The organism is Ruminococcus sp. YRD2003, from assembly GCA_900109435.1.
Classification (GTDB): domain Bacteria; phylum Bacillota; class Clostridia; order Oscillospirales; family Ruminococcaceae; genus Ruminococcus; species Ruminococcus flavefaciens_G.
Genome location: FNZT01000011.1, coordinates 1 through 24,095, shown reverse-complemented (window position 1 = coordinate 24,095; position 24,095 = coordinate 1). Strand labels below are relative to the sequence as shown.

At 54.4% G+C, this 24,095-nt stretch carries 20 protein-coding genes; 2 read left to right on the top strand and 18 right to left on the bottom strand.

What is annotated here, in order from left to right; translation table 11 throughout:
* Window positions 1-72: 72 nt before the first annotated feature.
* The 4 genes from BMX22_RS10220 to BMX22_RS10205 form a co-directional block, all read right to left on the bottom strand.
* Complete coding sequence (locus tag BMX22_RS10220) at window positions 73-504, bottom strand: hypothetical protein (protein ID WP_074742359.1); 432 nt, start codon at window positions 502-504, stop codon at window positions 73-75.
* Window positions 505-558: 54 nt separating this feature from the next.
* Window positions 559-810 (bottom strand): helix-turn-helix transcriptional regulator, encoded by a 252-nt coding sequence (locus tag BMX22_RS10215; RefSeq protein WP_074742358.1) that lies wholly within the window; start codon window positions 808-810, stop codon window positions 559-561.
* A 297-nt stretch (window positions 811-1,107) separates the two neighbouring features.
* Window positions 1,108-1,401: a hypothetical protein gene (locus BMX22_RS10210; protein WP_074742357.1), complete on the bottom strand. Its 294-nt coding sequence runs from the start codon at window positions 1,399-1,401 to the stop codon at window positions 1,108-1,110.
* 14 nt (window positions 1,402-1,415) lie between these two features.
* Entirely contained in the window at window positions 1,416-1,802 is a 387-nt protein-coding gene (locus BMX22_RS10205) for a hypothetical protein (protein ID WP_074742356.1), read from the bottom strand.
* Between the two features lie 138 nt (window positions 1,803-1,940).
* On the opposite strand from BMX22_RS10205, the gene BMX22_RS10200 reads away from it, so the two are divergent.
* On the top strand, window positions 1,941-2,468 hold the full coding sequence (locus BMX22_RS10200) for a 4'-phosphopantetheinyl transferase family protein (RefSeq protein WP_074742355.1): 528 nt from the start codon (window positions 1,941-1,943) through the stop codon (window positions 2,466-2,468).
* On the opposite strand, the gene BMX22_RS10195 is transcribed toward BMX22_RS10200, so the two are convergent.
* The 11 genes from BMX22_RS10195 to BMX22_RS10145 form a co-directional block, all read right to left on the bottom strand.
* On the bottom strand, window positions 2,458-2,898 hold the full coding sequence (locus tag BMX22_RS10195; protein ID WP_074742354.1) for a SpoVA/SpoVAEb family sporulation membrane protein: 441 nt from the start codon (window positions 2,896-2,898) through the stop codon (window positions 2,458-2,460). The two genes, BMX22_RS10200 and BMX22_RS10195, sit on opposite strands and share 11 nt — an antisense overlap.
* A 31-nt stretch (window positions 2,899-2,929) precedes the next feature.
* A complete protein-coding gene (locus tag BMX22_RS10190) occupies window positions 2,930-5,485 on the bottom strand; it encodes a YfhO family protein (protein WP_074742353.1) in 2,556 nt (851 codons plus the stop codon).
* Window positions 5,482-6,186: a PIG-L deacetylase family protein gene (locus tag BMX22_RS10185; protein WP_074742352.1), complete on the bottom strand. Its 705-nt coding sequence runs from the start codon at window positions 6,184-6,186 to the stop codon at window positions 5,482-5,484. The genes BMX22_RS10190 and BMX22_RS10185 overlap by 4 nt, the downstream gene beginning before the upstream one ends.
* Window positions 6,187-6,280: 94 nt before the next feature.
* Window positions 6,281-6,850 carry an ANTAR domain-containing response regulator gene (locus BMX22_RS10180; RefSeq protein WP_074742351.1) on the bottom strand — a complete coding sequence of 190 codons (570 nt, stop codon included), beginning with the start codon at window positions 6,848-6,850 and terminating at the stop codon, window positions 6,281-6,283.
* Between the two features lie 12 nt (window positions 6,851-6,862).
* Window positions 6,863-8,155, bottom strand: coding sequence for a glutamine synthetase family protein (locus tag BMX22_RS10175; RefSeq protein ID WP_143055518.1), 1,293 nt, complete (start codon window positions 8,153-8,155; stop codon window positions 6,863-6,865).
* Between the two features lie 258 nt (window positions 8,156-8,413).
* On the bottom strand, window positions 8,414-10,597 hold the full coding sequence (locus BMX22_RS10170) for an NHLP bacteriocin export ABC transporter permease/ATPase subunit (RefSeq protein WP_074742350.1): 2,184 nt from the start codon (window positions 10,595-10,597) through the stop codon (window positions 8,414-8,416).
* A 16-nt stretch (window positions 10,598-10,613) separates the two neighbouring features.
* Window positions 10,614-12,797, bottom strand: coding sequence for an NHLP family bacteriocin export ABC transporter peptidase/permease/ATPase subunit (locus BMX22_RS10165; RefSeq protein ID WP_074742349.1), 2,184 nt, complete (start codon window positions 12,795-12,797; stop codon window positions 10,614-10,616).
* Between the two features lie 11 nt (window positions 12,798-12,808).
* Window positions 12,809-13,231 carry a hypothetical protein gene (locus BMX22_RS10160; RefSeq protein WP_074742348.1) on the bottom strand — a complete coding sequence of 141 codons (423 nt, stop codon included), beginning with the start codon at window positions 13,229-13,231 and terminating at the stop codon, window positions 12,809-12,811.
* 15 nt (window positions 13,232-13,246) lie between these two features.
* A complete protein-coding gene (locus BMX22_RS10155; protein WP_074742347.1) occupies window positions 13,247-13,543 on the bottom strand; it encodes an STAS domain-containing protein in 297 nt (98 codons plus the stop codon).
* Between the two features lie 3 nt (window positions 13,544-13,546).
* Window positions 13,547-14,398, bottom strand: coding sequence for a DUF7005 family protein (locus tag BMX22_RS10150; protein ID WP_074742346.1), 852 nt, complete (start codon window positions 14,396-14,398; stop codon window positions 13,547-13,549).
* Window positions 14,399-14,441: 43 nt separating this feature from the next.
* Entirely contained in the window at window positions 14,442-14,729 is a 288-nt protein-coding gene (locus tag BMX22_RS10145; protein ID WP_074742345.1) for a hypothetical protein, read from the bottom strand.
* Window positions 14,730-15,054: 325 nt separating this feature from the next.
* On the opposite strand from BMX22_RS10145, the gene BMX22_RS10140 reads away from it, so the two are divergent.
* Complete coding sequence (locus tag BMX22_RS10140) at window positions 15,055-18,393, top strand: EAL domain-containing protein (RefSeq protein WP_074742344.1); 3,339 nt, start codon at window positions 15,055-15,057, stop codon at window positions 18,391-18,393.
* Window positions 18,394-18,445: 52 nt separating this feature from the next.
* Here the strand turns inward: BMX22_RS10140 and BMX22_RS10135 are convergent, their stop codons facing one another.
* The 3 genes from BMX22_RS10135 to BMX22_RS16480 form a co-directional block, all read right to left on the bottom strand.
* On the bottom strand, window positions 18,446-19,654 hold the full coding sequence (locus tag BMX22_RS10135; RefSeq protein ID WP_074742343.1) for an ATP-binding cassette domain-containing protein: 1,209 nt from the start codon (window positions 19,652-19,654) through the stop codon (window positions 18,446-18,448).
* A gap of 27 nt (window positions 19,655-19,681) precedes the next feature.
* Window positions 19,682-23,035, bottom strand: coding sequence for an ABC transporter permease (locus BMX22_RS10130; RefSeq protein WP_074742342.1), 3,354 nt, complete (start codon window positions 23,033-23,035; stop codon window positions 19,682-19,684).
* Between the two features lie 277 nt (window positions 23,036-23,312).
* Window positions 23,313-24,095 (bottom strand): dockerin type I repeat-containing protein (locus BMX22_RS16480; RefSeq protein ID WP_207645880.1); only part of this gene is annotated, 783 nt, incomplete at its 5' end.

Below are 24,095 nucleotides of genomic sequence, written 5' to 3'. Positions count from 1 at the left end.
TCGCGTACACAAACGGATATAAAAATTCTCCCCGATACGAACAGGTATCGGGGAGTTTTTTGTTATGAGGTTTTACATTTTCTTCATATAGTATGCTTTCAGCGCAAGAAACACCAGCAGATTGAACAGCATCACAGCAGTCAGTGTTATACATATCTTGATATCGAAGAAGCCCGCCGCAACAGCCGCAAAGCCGATACCATAGGTGGAAACGGGCAGGAATTTCAAGGCAGTTTCCTTCTCGATAGCCTTGTTGCGCTCGTCTGTCACCGCGATGTACTTCTCCTTGAGACTTTTCTCATTGCGGAGAAGGACGAGTGCTTCTACCAGCCCTATTATCGAGCAAACTTCAATGCTTGTAAGTAAGCCCATAGAGAGTCCCTGAGCGAAGTCGCTCGCTCCTTTTGTAATAAGCCGGAGTGCGATGTAAAGTGCAGGTGCCAAGCAGCAAATAATCAACAGTACAGTCGAGCGTATTTTTAACTTTTTTCTGAAATCTTCCATAATAATTCTCCTTTAGTTCAGTACGAGTGAAAAAATGCGAACAGTGCCGAGAGGTCAGTTCTTTCTGAAAGCAGGGCTGTTCAGCAGAGCTTCTGCAATGTCGATATTCTCGTCATCCTCGAAGATGAAGAGCTCTTCGATAGGAACGAAGAAAAACTGAGCAGCCTTGTGTGCGAGGACCAGAGAAGCGTTATATTTCCCGTTTTCGAGGGAGATTATAGTCTGCCGCGTGACGGAAAGAGCGTCGGCAAGCTCTTGCTGAGTGACTCTTCGGGCTTTGCGCATCTCCTGTATCTTATTCTTCATTATTTTTCTCCTTATTGTGTTTTCGAGCCAAGTCAGAATAAGTTAAAATAATCGCCAAAGCAACTGCGAGTGACACCCACGGGAGAGCGCCGTTAATGAGATCCATCATAGATTATTCCTCCTTTGAAGTAAAGTTTGCTTTACAATAAAGTAAAGCTTACTTTACAATAAAGTATAGCACGCTTTACATTCTTTGTCAAGCACACTTTACATATTTTTATATTTTAACAAAACAAGCTCCCCGACATCGGAGAGCCTGTTCTACAGGAAAGGAGAAGTTGATTTTGGGTAGACCTTTTAATTTTCTCTTGTTATGAGATAGCCGATGTACCATAACAGGTAGATAACGATATAGCCAAGGAACGCCGCAGCGATAATTCCGACGACTGAGCCTGTAAGGCAGTTTTCGATCCAGCTTTCTATATCGTGCGAGATTTCTTCTATTCTGGTGTGGTAGTGTTTGGCCAGGGCATTGTAGTAGTTGCTGAGCAGACAATATGAGCAGAATCCGCTGAAAACAGCGCCTATAAACGATACTGCAAGCATTACGTTTGCCCAGTCTGAAGGGCGGGGGATTCGTATCTTTTTCATAGTAACACTTCCTTTCAGAGTACCCTTAATATGCCAAATATGAAAAATACGTTCATTATCACGACTGCTACTGTGAAAATATCCTGTGAACGCTGCGACATATCGAAATCCCGAGTTTTTATGTAGGATATGGTCCTCGCGGCGAGGTGGAGGCTCGCTATTGCCCATATTACGGCGGATATCCACATCGGCGGAGTTAAGATAAGGCACATCACGAACGCGTCAAGCACCGCGTTTATGCCGTCTGAGCCGTAGTAGAGCTTGCTGTTTCCGAGGCTGGAGATGAAGTCATAATTATAGCCGAATATCGCAGCATAAATGCACCACAGGACCAGTATCGCCACAGGTAAGAATACAAGCGCATATGCTATCTTCATCTGCTGAGGTATCCTTTTATCCATAGTATCATCTCCTTTTCCGAATATATCATACCACGTTCGGGGATACTTTGTAAGGTGTCATAGGTCACTTTCGGTGTTACATTTGTAATAATGTTGCCTGCGGTGCAAAGACGTGGTATAATATAAGCGGTGATGAAAATGCTGATGATATCATTGATACAGCTCGATAAAAAAGAACAGCACTCCCACGCGCATAAGCTGCTCAGAGAGTGCCTTAAACCTTATAATATAGCCTATTCCGAGGATATGCTCTCGCTCGGGGAGCACGGCAAGCCCTACCTCGCGGAACGTCCCGATGTACGCTTCAACCTCTCTCACGCTGACGGCATCGCCGCCTGTATCGTTTCCGCGCATGAGTGCGGTATCGACTGCGAGAAGGTTCGTGAGTACCGCCCGAATGTGGTGCGGAGGGTCTTTGCTCCCGAGGAGCAGGAGCTCCTTGAAGCCGCTCCCGAGAGCGAGCGCGGTCTCCTGTTTTTTCGCATCTGGACGCTCAAGGAAGCCTTCGTTAAGGCTGTGGGCAGAGGACTGTCCTACCCGATGAGCTCCGTCGGATTCAGCTTTGCTGACGGTCGGATAATCTGTACCGAGGAGGGATTCCGCTTCCGTCAGTATATCCTGCGCGGCGGAAAATACGTGGTATCGGTCTGCGAGACTATCGGGTGACGATGTAGTACAGCAGCCCGTACACGAATGCCGCCGCCGAGCCGTAGAGGATAACGGGTCCCGCAATGGTGAATATCTTTGTACCCACGCCGAGGATGAGACCCTCGGAGCGTGCCTCTATCGCCGAAGAGCTTATCGCATTGGAAAAGCCCGTGATAGGCACAAGAGTGCCCGCGCCTGCGTGCTTTGCGAGCCGCTGATACCAGCCGAGCCCCGTCATCACGGAGCTTGCGATAATAAGCGTGACCGATGTCCAGAGAGAGGCTGTTTCGGCGTCGGCTCCCGCTGCCTCCATAAACATACGTATTATCTGTCCGACAGCGCAGATAGCTCCGCCCGTGAGAAACGCCACTGCTGTGTTTACCCGAACATTCGAGCGCGGAGAGGCGCTTCTGCTCATCTCGCCGTATGCCTGCGGTGTAATGTTCATACTATCATCTCCTTTGCGATAGTATGTGAGCTTACCTGCGGATTATACGGCTTTTTATATCAAATAACGCGGCTGTGAGGAAAAGCAGCGCTCCGAGCGCGGAAATGAGCTTGCCGAGCCCGAGCAGCGGCGCCGTGAAGCGTATCTCTATCTCGTGTTCGCCTGCCTTTATCGGGAATCCGAGGAAGGCTGTGTCCGTCTTTACGGGAGCGACCTCCTCACCGTCTGCGAGAACTGTGAAGCCCTCCTGCCATATGAAGCCCGTATTCGCAAAGCCGTCCTCCGCTGCGGAGAGCCTGCCGCATATGACGTCGCCGCCTGTCCGCGATATATCGGGCTCGAATGCGGTCATCCCCTCCGTGAGCCCGTCGAGGTACTCAGGCTCTAAGGTGTAGGCGGTCAGCTCGGAGAGCGTGAGCTCCCTGCCCGTGAGCTCTATCGTCAGCTCGTCCGAGAGGTCGGAGAGCACGTACTCGAAGAGGTCGTTGCCGTTGTGATACTTCCACGCGGGGTTCGTCAGTGTGTTCTTTACGCCGTTTATCCGTATGCGGACATCTCCGCTGCGCTCCCAGCTGAAGCTGCTCTGCGGCGTCTCTTCGCCGACACGGAAGCGCAGGAGCAGTATCTTCCCGCACACTTTTTCAGGGAGCTCGTACTTGTAGGTCAGCGCGCCGCCGTCGGGACGAATGCGCCTGATACCGTCGGAAAGCTCTGTCTCGTACCCGCCGCTGACGTCTTCGCAGGCGGAGAGGTCGAAGATGTCGCCTATATCTGTCCTGACCATTGCGGGCGTGAATTCGGCGTCGGGGAGCTCATCGGGCACTATCGTATACTTCATCAGAGCCTCGATATTCTGCGGATAATCGAGGCTTTTGTACTGCCGCAGACTCATCAAGGGCGAGCCCGTCCATATCAGCGGGAAGGCGTTTTTGTTCTCATACAGGCGATAGCCGTCGGGTGTCTCGCGGAGGAGCTCAAGTCCGCAGAAGCTGACGTCCTCGCGGGAGATATAGTACCTGTTGCCCATGCGGCTGCTGAAGAGGATGTTCCGCGAGCGCGTCGTCAGCGCAGAGTTGCGGTACTCGTTTTCGTTGTACATCTCCGAAAGATAGTAGCGGTTGTAGTCCTGCGAATGTACCGAGGAGTAGAGCGTGTCGGTGTAGTGGTCAGGCGCGTAGACCTTGTTCACGGTGTAGAGCCGCGTCGTGTCTATCGCCGTGCGTACCATTTTCCCCTCCGAGACCTCGGAGACGAGCGCCGCGACCGTCGGGGAGTTGACATTGCGGAAGCTCTCGGCGGTTTGCAGCTTGTCGTATCTGCTGCCGCAGATGCACGCGGCAAGCGGTATCACGAAAAACAGGCTGACAAAGCCTTTTTTCCCCGACCTGCGGAGCAGATACGCTCCGAGCATGAACACCGCCGCGTCGGCAAGATAGGCGAGTATGAATACGCTGAATTTGCAGCAGACCGCCGATATCGCCGAGCTCACTGCGAATACCGCGAGGATATGCCGCGGGAGGCTGCTGCTCTCCGCGGAGAATAGGCGCTCGAGCAGCTCCGCGGCGGGTATCAGCGCGAGCGGCAGAAATGCGAACAGCACTTTCGGGTCGGCGTAGAGCGTGCCGTTCAGGAGGTAGAGCACTGCGGGACAGGTCGCCGTCAGCAGCACGATGACTGCGATGAAGCGGCTGCCGCGTCTGCCGCAGAAAAGGCTGTATATCGCCGCGAATACGCCGAATGCGGATAGTCCCATGGTGTAGCCGAAGTAGGTGAGGCGGTCGAAGCGCACCGTCGGCAGAAGGTCTTGTACGGTGACGGCTGCGTCTCCGCTGCGTCCGCTGATTAGGACGTGCGCCGTCGGGAGCAGGAGCACCGCTGACATCAGCACGCTGACGGTGAGAGCTCCCGCGAACGGTATATAGCGCTTCGCCATTCCGCGGAGCTTCGCGCCGTCTTCGGAAATGACGATGTATGCTCCGTAACACGCGAGTGCCGCAAGCGCTGACACCGCGAAGTAGTAGTTGTACATTATCATCAGGAACGCCCACAGTATCAGCGGCGCTTTCCTTCCGCGGCGGAAGAAGCTGTCCGTACTCAGCATAGACATCAGCAGAAAAGGCATATAGCCCGTGAACATCACCTGTCTGTGAGTGTTGACTATCAGCGGTACCGAAAGTGCGAAAAACAGCGTGGTACAGGCGGTAACGGCGGTGCCGTGCCTGCGGCGGAAAAAGACGTACAGCAGCGCCTCGGAAATGAGCGCCGAGAGTACGCTCGTCACCATTATATAATAGCTCATCGGGACGAACGGCAGAAGGTACGACAGCATTATCACGGGCGAGTAAAGCCCGTAGTACGACAGCGCGTATATGTTCTCGCCGCCGCCTATATTCGGGGCGTAAGACGGGAAAATCCCGTGCGTTGCGCGGAAAAGCGTTCGGAAATACTCGGGGATGGCGTAGTGCTGGGATGCCCAGTCGTCCTGCGAGCCGTAGACAGTGCCGCCCGTGAGACAGCTCGCCATTATCACCAGCGTCAGAAGCATTATCCCTCCGAGTGCGAGGATATCGGGCTTGCGGTGCTTCACGGCAGCTCAGCCTCCTCCCATTCCTCGTAGGGGAGCATATGCGACAGTTTGTTTATGGTGCGCTTCTGCGAGCGGTACAGGCTGCATATCCCGCGCTTTCGGGCAAGGCTCTCCTCCGCGACGGGGGTCAGCTCTCCCGCGTATTCGGGCAGGCGCTTCGCCGAGTGGTAGGCTCCGAAATAGTACAGCGTGCCGCTGCCGTGGGAGGCGAAGGCTTCGGTCACAAGAGCGCTCGTCAGCTTGTGGTGGATGTGGCCGTACTCGCCCGCGGGGTTGTGCGTGGCAACGGTCTGCCAGCTGCGGAGCTCCAGAAGCTTCGTGATATCGGCTTCTATCCCGTCGCTGACCTCGTCCCAGCCGTCGCGGCGGAGGTTGACTTTGTCGGGGTAGTCGAGCATGAGCGGGGTGTTGCCGCCTGCGGTGACTGCCTCGCGGAATTCCGCCGAGCGTACTGCGTCCGAGCCGTGCGTCAGCGACACTACCAGCCAGCCGCCGTCAAGAAGATGCGCTCCGCCCCACAGAGTCTCGTCGTCGGGGTGGGCTACTATCATCAGCTTGTCGGCGTCTGCGGGACAGCTTACGTCCTCGGCGGCGAGGGAGGGGACATTGTAAGCACGGTATGCGTTATAGTGCAGAGTGAATGTCACCGCGCAGCTCAGCGCGAAAAACACCGCTGCAAGCGCGAAATACAGCTTTTTCATGACCGCTCCTTTCTTCGTCTGACTGCAAAAAGCGCCGATACCTATCGGCGCTCGGGTCCTATGCGGGGGGGTAACAGTCAGGTTAGCGCTGCCGCTACAGGTCGTACTGCGAGATTATGTGCTCTGCGACCTCGCGCCGCGTTTGCCTGTTGTTCATCGCCTGCTTCTCTATGTACCTGTGTGCCTGCGGTTCGGTGAATTTCAGATACTTCATCAGCACCGATTTAGCGCGGTTTATCACTCGTATCTCCTCTATCCTCCCCAATACCTCGGGGCTCTCTTTCAGTCCCGACATACGGCTCAGATTCGCGCTCAGAAGCCGTATATCACGGCTCAGCGTCTCACGGCTCAGGGGGCGCGCGACTACTATCACTCCGTAGTCCGAGAGCCTGTCCGCAAGCTCGTCCGCTATCTCACCGTGACAGACAAAGATTATCCCCGCGGATGTCTCCTCTGCCGCTGTTTCGGCAAGCTCCTGTCCGAATTCGTCTTGCAGCGGGGTGCATATTATGATGAGGTCGGGCGATGCTTCGCCGCCTATCAGCCGCCGCGCTTCGCTGCCTCCCGTTATCACCGCTACCGAGCCGAAGCCCTCTATCTGCACCGTCTCTTCGATGAGCGCGGCTTCCTGACTGTCGGCTGAGATTATCATTGCTCTGTTCATATTCCGCTCCGTTTACAGGTACATAAAGTATGCCTTTTCTTCAAATTCGTCCTTGTCCTTCGCAAGATTGTACTCCTGTATCTGAGTCTTCAGCCGCGTGAGTATGCTGCTGCATATCTCCTCGGGGAGCGTGCGCTTTACGAATTCACTGCTTTCCGCTACGGATACAGCCTCTGCGAGTGACATCGGAAGCTGCTCGAAGCCCGCGGGCGTGTCGCCTTTCATCGTGCAGTCCATGAGCGAGCAGTCGCCTGTGCGTATGCCCTCCATGCCTGCCGCAAGTATCAGCTTGAACGCGATATAGGGGTTGCAGGCGGCGTCTGCCGAGCGCAGCTCTATGCGCGGGGAGACTCCCACTGCCCTCGGTATGCGTATAAGCTGGGAGCGGTTCTCAGATGACCAGTCCACGTACTTCGGCGCATAGCCCATGCCGAAGCGCTTGTAGGAATTAGTGGTGGAGTTCAGGAATGCCGTTATCTCGCGGATACGGCTGAGAACGCCCGATATGAAGCACTTGCCCTCGCGGGACATATCCTCGGGCTTGCCGTCAAATATGTACTCGCCGTTCTTTTTCAGGCTTATGGATATGCTCAGCGCACTGCCGTGCTCGTTGCTCAGCGGCTTCGGCATGAACGAGGCAAAAAGCCCGTTCTGCGCCGCTATCGACTTTACTACCGTCTTGTAGTGCGCCATGTCGTCTGCTGCGGTGACAGGCTCGTTCTCGCGGAACTCTATCTCGTTCTGTGCGGGTCCGTGCTTGTGGCAGGAGCTCTTCGGGCTGAGTCCCATTTCTTCCAGCGAAAGGCATATCTCGCGCCTTGCGTTCTCGCACTTGTCAAGCGGCGCTACGTCAAGATAGCCGCCGTTGTCGTGCGGTATCTTCGTCGGCTCTCCCTTCGCGTCGAGCTCGAACAGGTAGAACTCGCACTTCGTTCCCATTTCACAGGAGTAGCCGTCAAGGCGCAGCTCGTTCATCGTGCTGATAAGGTCGCTGCGGATATCGCCGACGTAGTCGCTGCCGTCTATGGTCTTGAGCCCGCAGAAAAAGCGGACGACACGCCCTGACTTGGGACGCCACGGAAGTACCGACAGCGTCGATATATCAGGCACGAGGAGCAGGTCGGAACAGTGCTCCGCAAAGCCCGACGCGTCGAACGGTATGCCGCTCGAAAATGCCCTCTCGAGCTCGTTGGGCATTATGGCTACGTTTTTGAGATTGCCGAATATATCACAGAATGTGAGCCTTATGAACTTTACGTCGTTTTCTTCGACGAATTTCAGTATCTCCTTTGGTGAAAAGCTCATTTTCATGACCTCCTGTACGATGTGCTGTTTGATGCCGTGCTCTGCCAATTGGACCCTGCCAAAAATAAATGCCGTGTATTCCTTGGCGCGGGACAGTCCCGTAACAATATATTATACCACATTTTCGGGGAAAATGCAAGGGCGTAGGCAGACTGAGCGGTATGGATGAAAACAGGCGTGATAAAGCCCGAGCTGCACCGCACATTGCCGCAAGACAGGCTTTGTGGAGTGATGCCTTTGCTTTATCACGCCGTTTGTTCATTTGTCAAGCCGCTGGCGCTCTACGAGTTCCGCGAAGTATCCGCCTTTTTCGATGAGCTGCTCATAGGTGCCCTCTTCTGTCACGCTTCCGCCGTCAAGGACGAGTATGCGGTCGCAGTGGCGGATAGTCGATAGTCTGTGGGCTATGACGATCCGCGTACAGCCCATTTTGTCAAGCGCTTCGCTGACCTGCTTCTGCGTCTTGTTGTCGAGCGCACTGGTCGCTTCGTCGAACATAAGTATCTTTGGCTTCGGTGCTACCGCACGCGCTATCATGAGACGCTGTTTCTGGCCGCCTGATATGCCGCCCTGTCCCTCGGAGATGATGGTCTGCATCCCCATGGGCATCGCGCGGATATCGTCGGCTATGCCCGCTATCTCGGCTGCCTCCCATGCGGCGTCGAGCGTGAGGTGCGGGGCTGAGATTATGATGTTTGAGAAGATATCGCCCTGAAACAGTCCGCCACTCTGTATGACCGAGCCGATATTTCGCCTCAGCGAGCCGAGGTCAAGGCTGTTGAGGTCCTTGCCGTCGTAGTATACCGCGCCCTTTTCGGGCTTCTCAAAGCCTAACAGCAGCCTCATCAGCGTGCTCTTTCCGCAGCCTGTCTTGCCGACTATGGCTACGTATTCGCCTGCCTTTATCTTCAGGGACATATTGTTCACTATGTAGGGCGAGCTCTCGCTGTAGCGGAAATATACGTTGTTGAGCTCTATGCTGCCCGTCAGCTTTGTGACTATCTCCTTGTTGTCAGCGGTCTCGGGCTCGGCTTTCAGGAACGGCTCTGCCATTTCAAGTATGGGTTTTACCCTGCCGACCGACAGCGCTATGCCCGCAAGTGAGCTGAATGCGCCCATTACTGCGCCGTATGCGGCTGTGAACGCGAAGTAGCCCGACTGGTCTATGCCGCTCTTTACCGCGAGATAGTACAGCACGATATTCGATATCAGCCCTATCGCCGTGGTTATGACGGAGTTTATCTTGATGAACGTCGGCGGGGCGTATATGAGCTCCGCTCCGTCGGAGTAGAGGTTCAGCCAGCGCGCAAAGAAGCGCTTCTCGGCGCCTGCGAGCTTTATTTTCTGCACGCCGCTTATCATCGCATAGGTCATGCCCGATTCCTTCGCGCCGTGCTCCATCTGCTTCTTGCTGATGCGTATCTGCACCGCCGACGATACGACGCTGAATGCGACCGTTGTGAGTATTATCAGCAGCGAGGGTAATACAAGCGCGGGGGCAAAGCTGACTATCTGCGTGATGTACAGCAGGGACGTCAGCGATGTGAGTCCTGTTCCCACGAACATACCTATCATCAGCGAGCAAAGACTGCTGACAGACTGCGAACGGCTGGTCAGCTCGCCTGCGCTGTACTGCCTGAAAAAGTTGGCGGGCAGGCTCATGACCCTCATCATCATCGCCGACTGGACCCCGAGATTCGTCTTCGTCTGGACCCTTGTGTTCAGCAGCGAGCTTATCGAGCTGATGAGCTGTGCCGATATCGCTGTGCAGAGCATACATATCGCGATACCGATGAGCAGATTCGTGTTCCTGCTCGATATTACGGGACCCGTAAGGGCTTTGGTTATCCTCGGCATAAGCATACCTACGCCCGTAACCGCCAGTGTGGACGCCACTATCACTGCCCAGTCGCTTATGGAAAGACAGTTCTTCATATACAGAAGCAGGTCGGGGATGCCCAGTTTTTTCTGCGGGAACGGCTTGTAGAAGCAGTATCCCTCGCGCTCGAACTGTGCCGCTGTCTTTGCGTTGAGCTTTACCTTGCGCCCGCTCTCCCTGTCGAGGTAGCTGTAACCGCTGAAACCGCTCGGGAGCAGGGCAACGGGGTCGCCGTTTTCCTTGGTGTAGGCGAGGACAGGTCCGAAGGCGTCCTTCCACCATTTCTCTTCGAGCACTATCTGACGCCGCATTATGCCGTGCGGTCTCAGGCAGTAGTTGAGCTGCTCTTCGTGTGTCTTGATGTTCTTCGGTATCTCGACGGGCTTGTAGTGATAGTATTTCAGCAGGTCATCTATCGCCTGCTTTGTGATTATGCGGTCGTCGCTTATCTTTGAAGCCGTCTTCTGTCCCAGAACTACTCCTGCGACACGGAAGAAGGAATCTTCAAACATCTGCTGGTCGAGGTCGCTTCTCTGCTTTATCTGTTTTTCAAACCAACCCAAAAGCCTTCTCCCTCCTTTATTCGTTGGTGACGAGCTCTGTATAGGCTCCGCCCAGTGCCATGAGTTCGTCGTGTGTGCCGCGCTCGATGACTCTGCCGCGCTCAAGGACGATTATCTCGTCGCAGTCGCGTATCGTGGAGAGGCGGTGTGCGATGACTATACAGGTTATGCCTCTGTCCTTTATCGACTTCACGACTTCGTATTCGGTCTTGGCATCGAGGGCGGAGGTGGCTTCGTCAAGTATGATTATGGACGGGTCCTGAGAGAGGACACGCGCTATCTCGAGCCTCTGGCGCTGACCTCCCGAGAGGTCACGTCCGCCCGAGGTGAGCTTGCACTGGTAGCCGCCGTCACGCGCCATTATGTCCTCGTGGAGCTGAGCGTCGCGTGCGGCAAGTATCATCTCGAAGTCTTTGATTGACTCGTCCCACATTTTGATGTTGTCTGCGATAGTGCCCTCAAAGAGCGTTATATCCTGGTCTACGACTGCGACCGAGCCTGTCATTACCGAGCGGCTGTGCTCGCTCCTCGGCTTGCCGTCGAAGAGTATCTCGCCGCTCCATGGCTCGTACAGCCCCGATATCAGCTTGGACAGCGTGGACTTTCCGCAGCCCGATGTGCCGACGAATGCCACTCTTCCTCCCGGTCTTATCGTCATCGAGAAGTCTTTTATCAGCGGGTCGGCGAGCTTTGAATAGCCGAAGCTGACGTTCCTAAGCTCCACTGAGCCGCCGAGCTTTTTGAGGACTGCCTCTTCTTCGCCGCCCTCTGCCGCATTCGGGTCTGTGGGGTACTGCATTACGTCCTCGACGCGCTCCATTTGTGTGCGCATCTCCTGTATCGTCTGTCCCGCGGATATGAGCGTCATCGCAGGTGCCATGAACGACCCGAGGAAGCCTTGGAACATTTGCAGGGCGCCGAGCGTGAAACGCCCGTTCATTACGAACCATATGCCCACTATCATTACGGCGTAGTTCGCCGCCTGAGAGAGAAACGTGGGTATCATGCCGAGGTAGCTGTTCATCTTCGCGGACTTTACCTCCTGCGAGTTCACAGATGCCTGATAGCCTGCCCATCTCCTGAAAAAGCCGTTCTCGGCTCCGCTCGCCTTTATTGTCTCTATCATCTCTATGCCCGCTACTGTCGTTGCGGCGAGCTTGGCGCTGTCACGCTGCATCACACGCGTGATGTTGATGCGCTTCTCGGAGATGACTCTCGACATGAAGATGTTGATGACAAGCGTGCTTATGCCTATCGCCGTCAGGAGCAGGCTCTGCTTCAGCATGAGCACGAGGTAGAATATCATCATTATCGTGTTCAGCAGAAGGGGCGCAAAGGTGTTTACGAGTGTGCTCGCGATGCTTGCGTTCGTTTCCTGGCGCGACTGTATATCGCCTGCCATTCGCTGTGAGAAGAAGTCCATGGGCATATGGAGCACCTTCCATATGAACGACGTGCTGCCTATCACCGACATCTTGCCGTTTATCTTCAGGCTGTATATGGTCTGTGCCCATGCGACGATTATCTGAAGTACGGCAAGTCCTGTCATTACCGCGATGAATGGTGTGAGCCATTCCTTGTTCTGCCCCGTGAGGAGCCTGTCCATGAATATCTTCGACATTATCGGGTTGATGATGCCGAATATGGACGATATGACCGTGGTGAGCATTACAAAGGCGACTGCCGCTCCTGCGCCTATCAGACGCTTTCTTGCGAAGTCGAGCGTGCTCTTGCGCTTGCCGCCAGGCTCGAAATCCTCGTCGGGAGTGATGTTGAGGGTGATGCCTGTAAACGATTTGTCGAATTCTTCAGGACTTACCTTGACAAATCCCCGCGCAGGGTCGTTTATACAGGCGTATTTTCCCTTGAAGCCGTCCAGTACGACAAAATGGTTGAAGTTCCAGTGTATGATACATGGAAACTTGCCCTTTTCCCGTATCGTCTGAGGTGTGCGGCTGTATGCCTGTACCTTGAAGCCGTAGGACTTTGCTGCTTTGGAGATGTTTTTTGCATTTGAGCCGTCACGCGACACTCCGCAGTCGGAGCGCACCTGCTCAAGAGGCACCCACTTTTCGTAGTATGCCATTATCATTGCAAGGCTCGCCGCTCCGCATTCGAGGGCTTCGAGCTGCATTATAACCGGCACCTTTGCCGAGCCCTTCGTGACGGGCTGTTTTATCTTGACTCCTTTTTTACTCATCTTTGACCTCGTCAGTTGAAAAGGAATTTGATAGGATGTACGCTCTCTGTCACTACCTTGACATCGTATTTCCCGTCAGCTTTGTTTATGGGGGCGTATGCGACAGCCCTGCCGTAGTCGTCTGTGCCGACTTCGGTGATGAAGTATTCCTCGTCGTTTATGCGTATGGGCATACCTGCGGATATAGCGCTGCCTGACACGTCGGTGAGCATTACCTGTGCCTGTCCGTTTTCAACTATGGCTATCCCGCTTACCGACGTTTCAAGTCTGCCTGCGACGCTCCATGCAAAGAGTCCGCCGAGCAGTATGATGACAGCCGCAAGAAGTGCCCATATGCCAGGATTCGTCACCTTCAGGTAGTCCGTGAGCTGCTCGGGCGAGGATATGCGTTCGAGCGACTGCTGCCTGAATATGCTTTTCTTGTCTTCAGCCATTTATTGTCACCTCGTTCATTCGATGTTCAGGAAATCAACAAAGCCTGTCACCTCGAACACGTCCATTACCTCGGGGCGGACGTTCCTTACCGTCATCTCGCCTTGTTCTTCCATTGCCTTTGCTGCGGAAAGCAGCACGCGCAGCCCTGCGCTTGAGATGTATTCGAGCGCGCTCAGGTCGAGTATGAGCTTTTCCGTTTCCTCAAGCTCGGGCTCGAGCTTCTCCTCAAGCTCGGGAGATGTGAGCGTGTCAAGTCTGCCTTCGATAGCTGCTGTGAGTTCTGTGCCGTTTCTTCGGAAATCTACTGTCATTGTTTATTCCTCCTTTAGTCCTATCATTCCTGTAATGCCTGCATCGCACATTCTTTCGATGCGCTGCGCGTTCGTGAGAGAGGCGAAGCCCTCGCTCTGTGACCACTTTTCAAGCCCGTATGCAGCCTGTTCTGCCAGCTCTGTGACGGCTGTCCTCACCTTCGGGGAGAGCCCTTTCGTGTACACATCCAGCCTCGAGCCGCTGCCTCCGATGATGCCCATAAAACGCAAAAACCATTCGGCTCTGTAAAAACCGAATGCATCGTTCAGCCCGATGAAGTCTGCCATGAGCTCGTCGTGCAGCCTGTTTTCGGATATGCCGCGGGTCTGCTTGGTGTACAGGTGTGTACACTCGTGGCTGCGGCGTATGTGCAGCGACTTCTCCGCCCAGATGTCGGGGGAGAGCCCGAGCTCGGAGGCAGGGACGTTGCTGTAGGGCTTTGCCGAAAGAATGATGAAGCGGGTCGTCCTGCCCGAAACGAATGACGCTCCCGTTTTTTCAATGCCCTCGGGACGTATGCCCCTGTTGACGATATTTGTCACGAGGCTCTCGAAGTCGCGCGGGTCATCCGCCGAAATAATTGGGATATCACCCGCAAATGAGGCGAATATCTCCAGCCGCACGCCCTCGGGGGAAAAGTAGTCAATGGGACGCTTCGGGCAGAGCCTGGCGTTTATTATCTGCGCGGCGCCGACTTCCTGCGCGGTGTGTGCCAGTGAAAGCCAGCCCTTCATATAGTCCGTTCCGTCATCTTCGGGAGCTTCTGCACCCGAGAAGCGGTTAGCGGTGTATTCTGAGAGTTCTGATGCTTCGGTCCCGTTCAGACCGTATTTTTCGATGACTTCATTTATCATTTGAGTATATGTCCTTTTTCGCGCGTGATGCCGCCGAACTGCGTCATGTCATGCTGTCTGCCCACTGTACTTGCAGATTCGTGCGCTCTCTGCCAAATACGATGCAGTGGCGGTTCCTGCATACGTATATGCTTACGTTTCCGCCCATTTTGCGCTCGCTGCGGACAAAGTGTACCTTCTGTCCGCAGTGCTTGCAGAAAGCGTTGTGTTCGTCGGCATCGACTGTTCCGATGAGCTTCTTCTTCACTTCGTCTATGAGCCCGCCTCCCGATACCTCGCCGAGAGCCTCTGTATCGAGCTCCATGTCCTCTGTATCATTTATGTTTGTCATTAGTATGACCTCCTTGCTGTGTTCGGGCTGCCGTCGGCAGCGGTTGAGTATAAATATATTATAACATAATAATCGCTTTATTGAAACTATAAACGGCAATATTTACCAGACATATAACGCCAAAATTATTGCCTCGTTATTGTGCGATTTGCCCAATCCTGTGCAGCATCTACAAAAAATATACCGCTGTTACGGCGTTATGACTGCCGATGCGGCTTTTATGTAGATTTTACATTTTTTGCTTGAATTCGCGGAAACTTTGTGGTATAATACATGGTGACTGATTTATTCGCACACTATGCCCGCAAAGGATGTGGATCTCACCATGAACAACAGAAAACGTATCGCTCTTTTCGTCGGACAAGCTGACGAATCATACCAGAACCGCTTTATCAGCGGCTTTATTAAAAATGCTTTTGCGGGCAACTGCGACGTCTGCATTTTCTCAATGTACCGCAAGTACCAGGATACTCCCGAGCGCGAGCAGGGCGACTCGAACATCTTCTGCCTAATGGAGCCGAGCAGATTCGACGGCGCTGTCATCCTGAAGGACAGCATCCAGACCGAGAATGCCGCGGAAAACCTCGAGCGGCACCTCAAGGATATCTTCGACAAGTCTATCGTCGTTATCGAAAAGGAGAGCGACCTCTTCCCAAGCGTTTGCACTGACTGCTATTCAGCCGTGTTTGACCTCATCACTCACCTCATCGACGTACACGGGTTCAGGGATATCGCTTTCCTCTCGGGAAAAAAATGGCACAAGCACTCGAAGGAGCGCTTGCAGGCTTACCGCGATGCTATGGCGAAAGCGGGGCTGACTGTGAATGAGGAGCGTATCTTCTACGGCGATTTCTGGTATCAGAGCGGCGGTGTTTGTGCCGAGGAGCTGCTCGCCGACGGGAAGAAGCTCCCCGAGGCGGTCGCCTGTGCCAACGACCAGATGGCGATAGGGCTCTGCAAGGCTTTCAGCGAGCGCGGCATCCGCGTCCCAGAGGATATCGCCGTGGTCGGCTTCGATTCGACCTTTGAGGGACAGACAAGTCCGAGCCCCATTACTTCGGCTCTCATTCCCGCTGAGGAGTTCGGCAAGTACGTTTTCAGGTTCCTCACCGACAGAATGAACGGCAAGGAGCCCGAGTCATTCAAGCTCAGCACGCCTCTGCTCATCGGGGAGAGCTGCGGCTGCCACTGCGAGACTATGCCGAAATACCATATAAGGCGTTCCGAATGGGGGACCGATATCTCGGAGGAAAGCTACGATTCCGTCTATAATACCCTCGACGAGAGCCTTATCTCACAGTCGTCCGTGCAGGAGTTCCTCGATACCGTGTACTCCTATGTGTATCAGCTCCGCGCGGAGGAATTCCACCTCTGCCTGTCGGGCGAGTGGAAAAATGCGGGGCAGGGGCTCTGCCTCAGAAATAACGGCTACTCCAAGCAGATGATACACGCGATACGCTTCCGCTCTGACCGCAAAAATAATATCTCGGGTCTCGGAGAGAGCTTCGATACCGCCGATATGCTGCCTGAGCTCTTTGAGCCGCATGACGAGCCTGTGGCTTATTTCTTCACGCCGCTCTTCTACGAAAAAAACTGCTTCGGATATGCGGCTGTCAGCTACGGCAGTCAGATACGCAGCTATGACGACACATACCGTCGCTGGATAAACTCGGTCAGCAGAGGACTGGAGGTGCTCAGGCGAAACGTGATGCTCGTACAGATGCAGGAACAGCTCGAGCGTCTGCACAGCAGCAAGTTCACGGTCGCAAACTACGCCTACGAGAGCCTCGGTCCCGAGGAAAAAGAACAGTATCAGCTCGTATCAAGAATACTCGACGAGAATCTGCTCGACTACTGCTTCCAGCCTATCGTCAGTGCCGCTGACGGCAGCGTTTACGCCTATGAAGCGCTCATGCGCTCGCGGACTCTGCCCAAGGTCTCGCCGCTCTCTATCATCAAGTACGCTGCCATGCAGGAGAGACTTTCGGATATCGAAAAGGCGACCTTCCTCAATGTCCTTTGCTTTATTGATAAGAATGAGGAGAGTTTCGGCGGCGCCCGCGTCTTCATAAACAGTATCCCAGGAGTGAGCGTCGGGGAGGATGCCGCTCCCGAGCTCGAAAGCCGCCTTGCCGCTCATGCCGACAGGGTCGTGGTCGAGCTGACCGAGGAGGCGGAGCTCAAGGATTCCGAGCTCGAAGTGCTCAAGGAGCATTTCGGGAAAATGCATATCAATATCGCTGTCGATGACTATGGTACGGGCTATTCCAACGTCAGCAACCTGCTGCGCTATATGCCCGATTTCGTCAAGATAGACCGCTCGCTGCTCAGCGATATACACGAGTATCCCCAGAAGCAGCACTTCGTGCGCGAGATAATCGACTTCTGCCACGATAACGGCATCAAGGCTCTCGCGGAGGGCGTCGAGACTGCCGAGGAGCTGCGGACTGTCATACATCTCGGCGCTGACCTGATACAGGGCTTCTATACGGCGAGACCTTCTGCGGACGTTGTCGGTCAGATAGACGAGAAATGCCGCAGTGAGATAAAACAGTACTATCAGGAGCGCGTAGACGGCAACAACAAGCGCATCTACATCGCCGGCAAGACGAACCGCGTCTCTCTCGCGAAGCTCGCTAAGGACGGCTGTACCGATATCGTTGTCGGGCGCGATGAAATGGTCTACAAGGATATCTCTATCATCGGTACTCCGCAGATGAAAACAGATATCCACCTGCTCGTCGAGCCTGATTATAAGGGGTGTATCACCCTCGAGGACGTCTGCTTCTCAAACGTGAAGAACCGTCCGTGTATAGAGCTCGGTGAGAACTCGAACGTCACTCTCGTGCTCGTCGGCTCGAATACTCTGCATGATTCGGGTATCCTTGTGCCCGAATCCGCTAAGCTTGTGACCGAGGGCGACGGTTCGCTCAGCATAAGCCTCAACGCCGCTGAGACCTACGGCATAGGCGCCGAACACGGTTCAAGACACGGTGAGCTCGTTTTCGAGCAGGACGGCGCTGTGCGGATAAGCGCTCGCGGCAAGGACAGCATCTGTATCGGCTCGGGGCTGGGCGGAGGTATACACATAAACCGCGGCGAGTTCATATTCGACGTGGACACCGAGTCGTGTGTGGGTATCGGTGCGCTTTCGGGCGATACGGAGATGAAGATCACGACCTGCCACATTGAGTCCGATTTCTCGACAAGTTCGGGCGTCTTCATAGGCTCGCTCGACGGCTGTGCTGAGCTGCATATCGAAAAGAGCTCAGTGAACTTCAATATCCACGGCAAGAAGGTCGCGGCGATCGGTTCGCTGAACGGAAAGTCGGCTGCGATATCTACCGAGCAGGTGAGCATCGTGCTCAGCGTGTTCGCAGACGATTCGACCTGCTTCGGCGCTCTTAACGGTCATACCGACATAGATCTCACGGATTCGCACATAAAGATAGATGCTATCGGTCAGGAGGCGCTCGCCTTCGGCGGAAAGAGCGATGATTCGCGTATCTCGGTCACCGATTCCGATACGAGGGTCGTCGTGAGGTCGGCGCTCGGCAGGGATACGCTCGCCCGCGATGAGGATTTCTTTATCAAGAACGGCAGACACAGATTCGTGATAAACGGTGAGGAGCTCGAACGAGCCGTCACTATCAACTATACGTGATATCATGCGAAAAAGCCATAAAGAAGCTCTGCTCCTTTATGGCTTTCTTTGTTTACCATGTGAGTTCGTCGGCGTGGAGAGGGGCGGGATTTGTCATGATGCTCTCGACCCTGCCCGCGCGTATCTTTATTATGCGGTCTGCCATTTTGCATATCTCGGCGTCCTGCGTCGACATTATCACGGTGGTAGTCTTGTCGCGGACTATCTTCTCTATCACGTCAAGCAGCTCGACCTTGCCTTCGGGGGTGAGTGCGGCGGTAGGCTCGTCTGCAAGAATGGCTGTCGGGTTCTTGACAAGAGCTCGGGCTACGGCTGCGCGCTGCTGCTGGCTTGCCGTGAGCTGTGACGGATAGTTGTCAGCCCGAAGCTGCATACCCACCTTTTCAAGTGCCGTTTTCACGGGCATGGGCTCGCGGAGAAGGTCGGAGACAAGGCGGACGTTCTCCTTGGCGGTCAGGTTGGGCATAAGGCGGGGAGTGCGGAAGATAAAGCCGAACTTCGTGCGCCTGAGCTGCGTGAGCTTCCTGTCGCTGAGGTTGGAGCGGTCCTTGCCTTCAATGAGAAGTGTGCCGCTTGTGGGGCTCTCCATGCCGCCGATGATGTTCAGCAACGCACTGCCGCTGCTGCCCGAGCCGTCCGTTATGACTACGAATTCGTTCTCGTATATGTCAAGGTCTATGCCGCTGAGCAGCTGAACTTTCCCTGCGTCGGAGGTGTGCTCCTTCGTAATGCCTTTCAGCGAGATGACCGCCTTCTTCGTCTCGGGGAGCTTGAACTCGAAGCTGAATTCATCTATCGACATGGCTGCAAGGGCTGCCAGCCGCTCGCAGATGATACGCTCGTCCTCCTGAAAGCTGTCGGCGCCTGTCTTGCCGATGAGCTGGAAACAGCCGTATGCCTTGCTGCGTACTGTAAGAGGCAGGCACATCACCGATGCTGCCTTGAAGCCGCTGCCGTCATATACCGTTGATATGCCGCTTCCGCTGTGCATGACGGTCTCGCCGTTCAGCACGCACTGCCCCTCGGAGCCGCTGCCGTTCTGTATGCTTATACCCGTGATGTCGGAGGGTCCCTTGTGGAACAGGGGATAGAGGCGTTCCTGTCTGCTGTCGGTTATCCATACAACAGCCGCCTCGCAGTGAACTATCTTTACCATCGTCTCCAGACTGTGTGACAGTACCTCGTAAACGTCGTCCGTTTCAAGGAGCTGCTCCATTATCTGCATGGTCGCATCTATTATAGCCGCATTTCGTTTTGCCATTGCTTTGATCCTCTTTTCCGTTCATTGTCATGCTGCGTCTGTGAGCTTGAAATTCCGTGCTTTCCTCACCGTAAGAATGCAGATGACCGCTAAGAATACCAATACCGCGAGCATCGTCCATTTCCATGCTTCAAGCTGTATGCTGCGGTCAAAGTGCAGCATATCGGTCTCCATCAGCCTTAATATGCAGAAGCCCAGAAGCGAGCCCGTGCCAAGCCCTGTGAGCATACCGATGAGCGTCGTGATGACGGGCTCGTATAAGATGTAGACTATGACCTCGCGCGGTCTGAAACCGTTTATCCGCATAGCTGTGAGCTCTGCCTTTTTGCTGTCAAAGTACACCGACATTATGTTGAACATTATGAAGCAAGCCGTTATGCCTGCCGCTGCCGCAAACATGAGAGCGATGATGTCCGCATCGGAGGTATAGCTCTCATATTTGCTCTGTGTATCCTCTTTCATGGTTATCCTGCCGACGCCTTCGGTGGCTCTGAGCCTCCTCAGAAGCGCTGTTACGTCAGCTCTGCCCTCTTTGACAAGGAAGGTGTCATTGCTGCTCTCCTTGCCGAACAAGGTTTTGTAGCCCTCACGCGTTACAAGCATCTCTCTGCCTATGTAGAGGTCGAATATGCCTGCCACATATGTGGCTGTGCTGTTCATGGAGCTGTCAAAGAGTGTTATCTCGTTTCCGACAGAGAGGCTGTTCGTCTCGGCTGTACGGTTGGATATCCATACGCCGTTCCCTTCGTCGTAGACCTTTCTGCCCGTATATGTGTCTGTCCCGCGGAAGAAGTCCTCAAGCTCCGAGAAATCGCCGCAGATGAGCTCTGCATTCGATATCCTGCCGTCAGTATCGAAGTACACCGTGCGGCTCTGTATCTCGGTCCAGTCTGCGCCCGAATCGTTGAGTATCGCCTGTATCTTGTGCTCGGTGCCCTCATTCGAGTTGTCGAACGATATGCTCATATCGTACAGCTCGATCTTGCTGTACTGAGCGTCAAGCGAGCTGAGTACGCCCGACCGCACCGTCATGCCTGCAACAAGCAGCGTACAGCAGCCTGCGATGCCTATTGCCGATACTGCCGCTCTTTTTCTGTCTGCCCACATATTGCGCAGTATGAGGCTCCTGTAAACAGATGAGGTCTTTTGCCTTTTGTCCCGCTTATGGCTCCTTTCGGGGAGAGCGCCTTGCAGGAGTGCCGACGCTGATGTGCGGATATGGGGCAGGCAGGCTGCACATACTGCGGCGGCGCTTATGATGATGCATGATGCGGCTGCTGCTGCCGCTGCTGTCGGGAGGAAGCCTCTCTCGGTGATGTCAAAGACGTAAAGGCGTCCGTAGATGTCGGCTATCTTGTCCTGCAACAAGTAATAAGCAAGTGCCGCTCCGAGGACTGTGCCCGAAAGAGCGCCGGATATGCCGAAGATAAGGTATTTGCCGAGTATTGCACCGTCGGAGATGCCCATAGTCTTTGCGGCTCCGATGAGCTGACGCTGCTTGTGGGATATCCTGCCGAGAGCTGTGTATATGACCGCTGCTCCGAGCAGTGTGAGCACGAGCGAGAGGATGATGCCCATTTTCTTTGTGCTCTCGATGTTGCTGCTTATGAGGGTGTACGATGCGTTTCCCTGCGCGCCGAGGACTGTCCAGCTGAATTTGCCCTGCTCGGACAGCGTCTTTTGCGCCTTTCTGAGCTTTGCTTCCTCTTCCGCGTACTCCCTGAGTTTGACCTCGAGGGACTTCTGTCCTTCTTCCAGCTCGGTCAGGGCTGCGGTGTACCCTTCGATGCCTTCGTCATACTGCGTCCTGCCGCTTTCAAGCTCCGCGCTTGCTTTCCTGTGCTCTTCCTGAGCTTTGCTGTACTCTTGTGTGTGCCTGACATATTCGTCAAGGGCGCTGCGGTGCGTCTTGCGTTCGTCAAGGTAGGTACGGTGATTTTTGTCCCAATCGGAGGCTGATGCTGCGAGAGAATCGTATGCATCCGAATCGGAGCGGAGTTCGTCGATGACCCTGTCCGTGATGTATTCCCTTGCTGCCGACCCCGAGAGCTTTCTGAGCGGGTCGTCGTCGCTGAGCCTGCGCTTCAGCTCGGTCTCGCCTGTCTCGTCGAAAACTTCGTATACGACCTCTTCTGCGGTCTCGCGCAAAGAAAGGTCCAAACTGACCGTGAGGTCCTCTACTATGGAGAAATTGAGAGCTGATGCGCTCTCGTTGTCGGGGTCGATGGTGTATGTGCCCGTGCGCCAGTCAAGACCGTTGGCAGGCTCGCCGATGCTCTCCAGTACAGCCAGATATATCTCGTAGCGCACGTCGTCCTTTGCAAGCTCTATCTGACGATAGCCCGTTGCGAGCTCCTGCCTCGTCCTCTTGAGAGCTGAGTCGGATTTGTCCAGAGCGGCTTTCTCGTCGTTGAGCGCTGTCTTGGCGGCGTCGAGCTCCTTCTTGGAGGCTTCGAGCTTTTCTTCGTCTGCTCCGAGCTTTTCCAGCAGGCTGTCAAGTTCGAGCTTTGATGCCTCTGCCTGCGCTCTGCCGTCGCTGAGCTCCTTTTCGGTATTTGCGATCTCGGCGTCCGCTGCATCGAGCTTCTTCTGACCGCTGTCTATATCCTCTTGTATGCTTGAACGTATTTCGTTGAAACGTTTTTCCTCGCGCTCGGGAGCAAGCGCTTTCAGGCGGTTGACCGTTTCTTCAGCCGACAGCAGGTATGCCTTGTCGAAACGGCTGCCTTCGGCGGCTGCCTCAACGTCGATGACCGCTTTCATATAGCAGTTTTCAAGCTTTTCTGCGTCGAATGCTGACGGCAGGACGATGACGTTTCGCTCCCCAGGGACGCTGAGCTTTCCGCAGCCGTGGTCGGGGTGGCTGACCCTGCCTGTGATAACGTAGTCGCTGCCCTTCAGATATTCGGGAGTTTCGCCGTTTGCGCCCTGTATGCTGACGGTGTCGCCGATGCTGAGCGAGAGCTCCTTCATAAAAGCAGTCTCCACGACGCACTCGGTCTCGCTCTCGGGAAGCCTTCCCTCCAGTATTTGCAGGGTGTTGATGCCCTCTGTGAGCGAGATGATGTCCGCATTGACAAATAGTTCGCCGTTAACAAGCCGTCCGCTCGTCTGATATACGCCCTCAGCCGCTTTTACGCCTTCAACGGCGCGGATAGCGGTCAGGTCTTCTTCGGTGATGAGAAGGGGAGAGTCTATCTCGGCGTCACGGAAATTAGTGCCGTTATAGTAGCTGCTGCTGCTGCGGACAATGGCGTCCGACGTGCAGCTGAAGCCGAGGTAGGACGATGCGGCGAGCGCTGAGAGCGCAACGACCGAAAAATATGAGATAAAATGCTTTTTGATGTTCCGTACGGAATCCTTGAACTGTGTTTTTTTCATAGCTCTGCACCTGATATCTGTTTTACATTCCGATTTTTTGCGTTGACTATACACAATCATTATACCATGTTCATAAAAAAATAGCAATATGTACGGACGATTTTCTTGCGTTTGTCCGTTCTCTGCGGCGGTGTATGACAAAAGCTGAGAGAGCCCGCAAGGGACCCTCTCAGCTCTTTGGGATAAAGCCGTATATTTCGTGTCAGTGTGAGTACATCATGTACCCTCGCGGAAGAAGTGGGGGAGTGATTCCATGATGTATCACCTTGCGCCGCTCTCACTGTTCCTCGGGGAGCTTGCTGATTGCGCCTGCGTCGAGTCTCTGTATTGAAAGCGCATCTCTTGCTGTAACGCCGTCGCCTCTGTTATATACATCGGCATTGTCGAGAGCCTGTTCGTCGAGACCGTACTTGTCCTTGTTTGCAACGTACTGGAGGATAGCGACTGCGTCAGCTACCGAGACCCTGCCGTCCTTGTTGGCGTCGCCGTAGACTGTGTTGTACGAAGGAGCAGCAGTTGTTGTTGTCTCTGTTGCTGTGGTGGTAGTAGTTTCCTCTTCCGTTGTGGTGGGAGTTGTTGTAGTTGTTTCTTCCGTTGTGGTGGGAGTTGTTGTAGTTGTTTCTTCTGTTGTGGTTGTAGTGGTTGTTGTTGTCTCTTCTGTAGTAGTTGTTGTTGTTGTCTCTTCTGTTGTAGTGGTGGTAGTGGTGGTTGTTGTTGTCGTTGTGGTGGTAGTTGTTGTAGTTGTGGTGGTTACGGGCTTGGGACCGTCTATCTGAGTGCCTGCCTTAGCGACGATTGCTTCGTCGATAGTGAAGTTGGAAGTGCCATCCTCTGTCTCAACATAGAGGATATATCCCGAGCCATCGGGAAGTTTGTAGTTTGCGTTTGCAAGCTGTACGTAGTTGCCGTCGGATACTCCGTTGGCGATGTGGTCGTACTTGGTCTCGCCCGATGCGTCCGTGTACTGGAGCGAGAGCATCATATTGCCCGAGCCGCTCGCTGCTACGCTGAAGCTGTAGGTCTCGCCTGCCTTGAAGGTGAGCGAATCGAGAGACTTCAT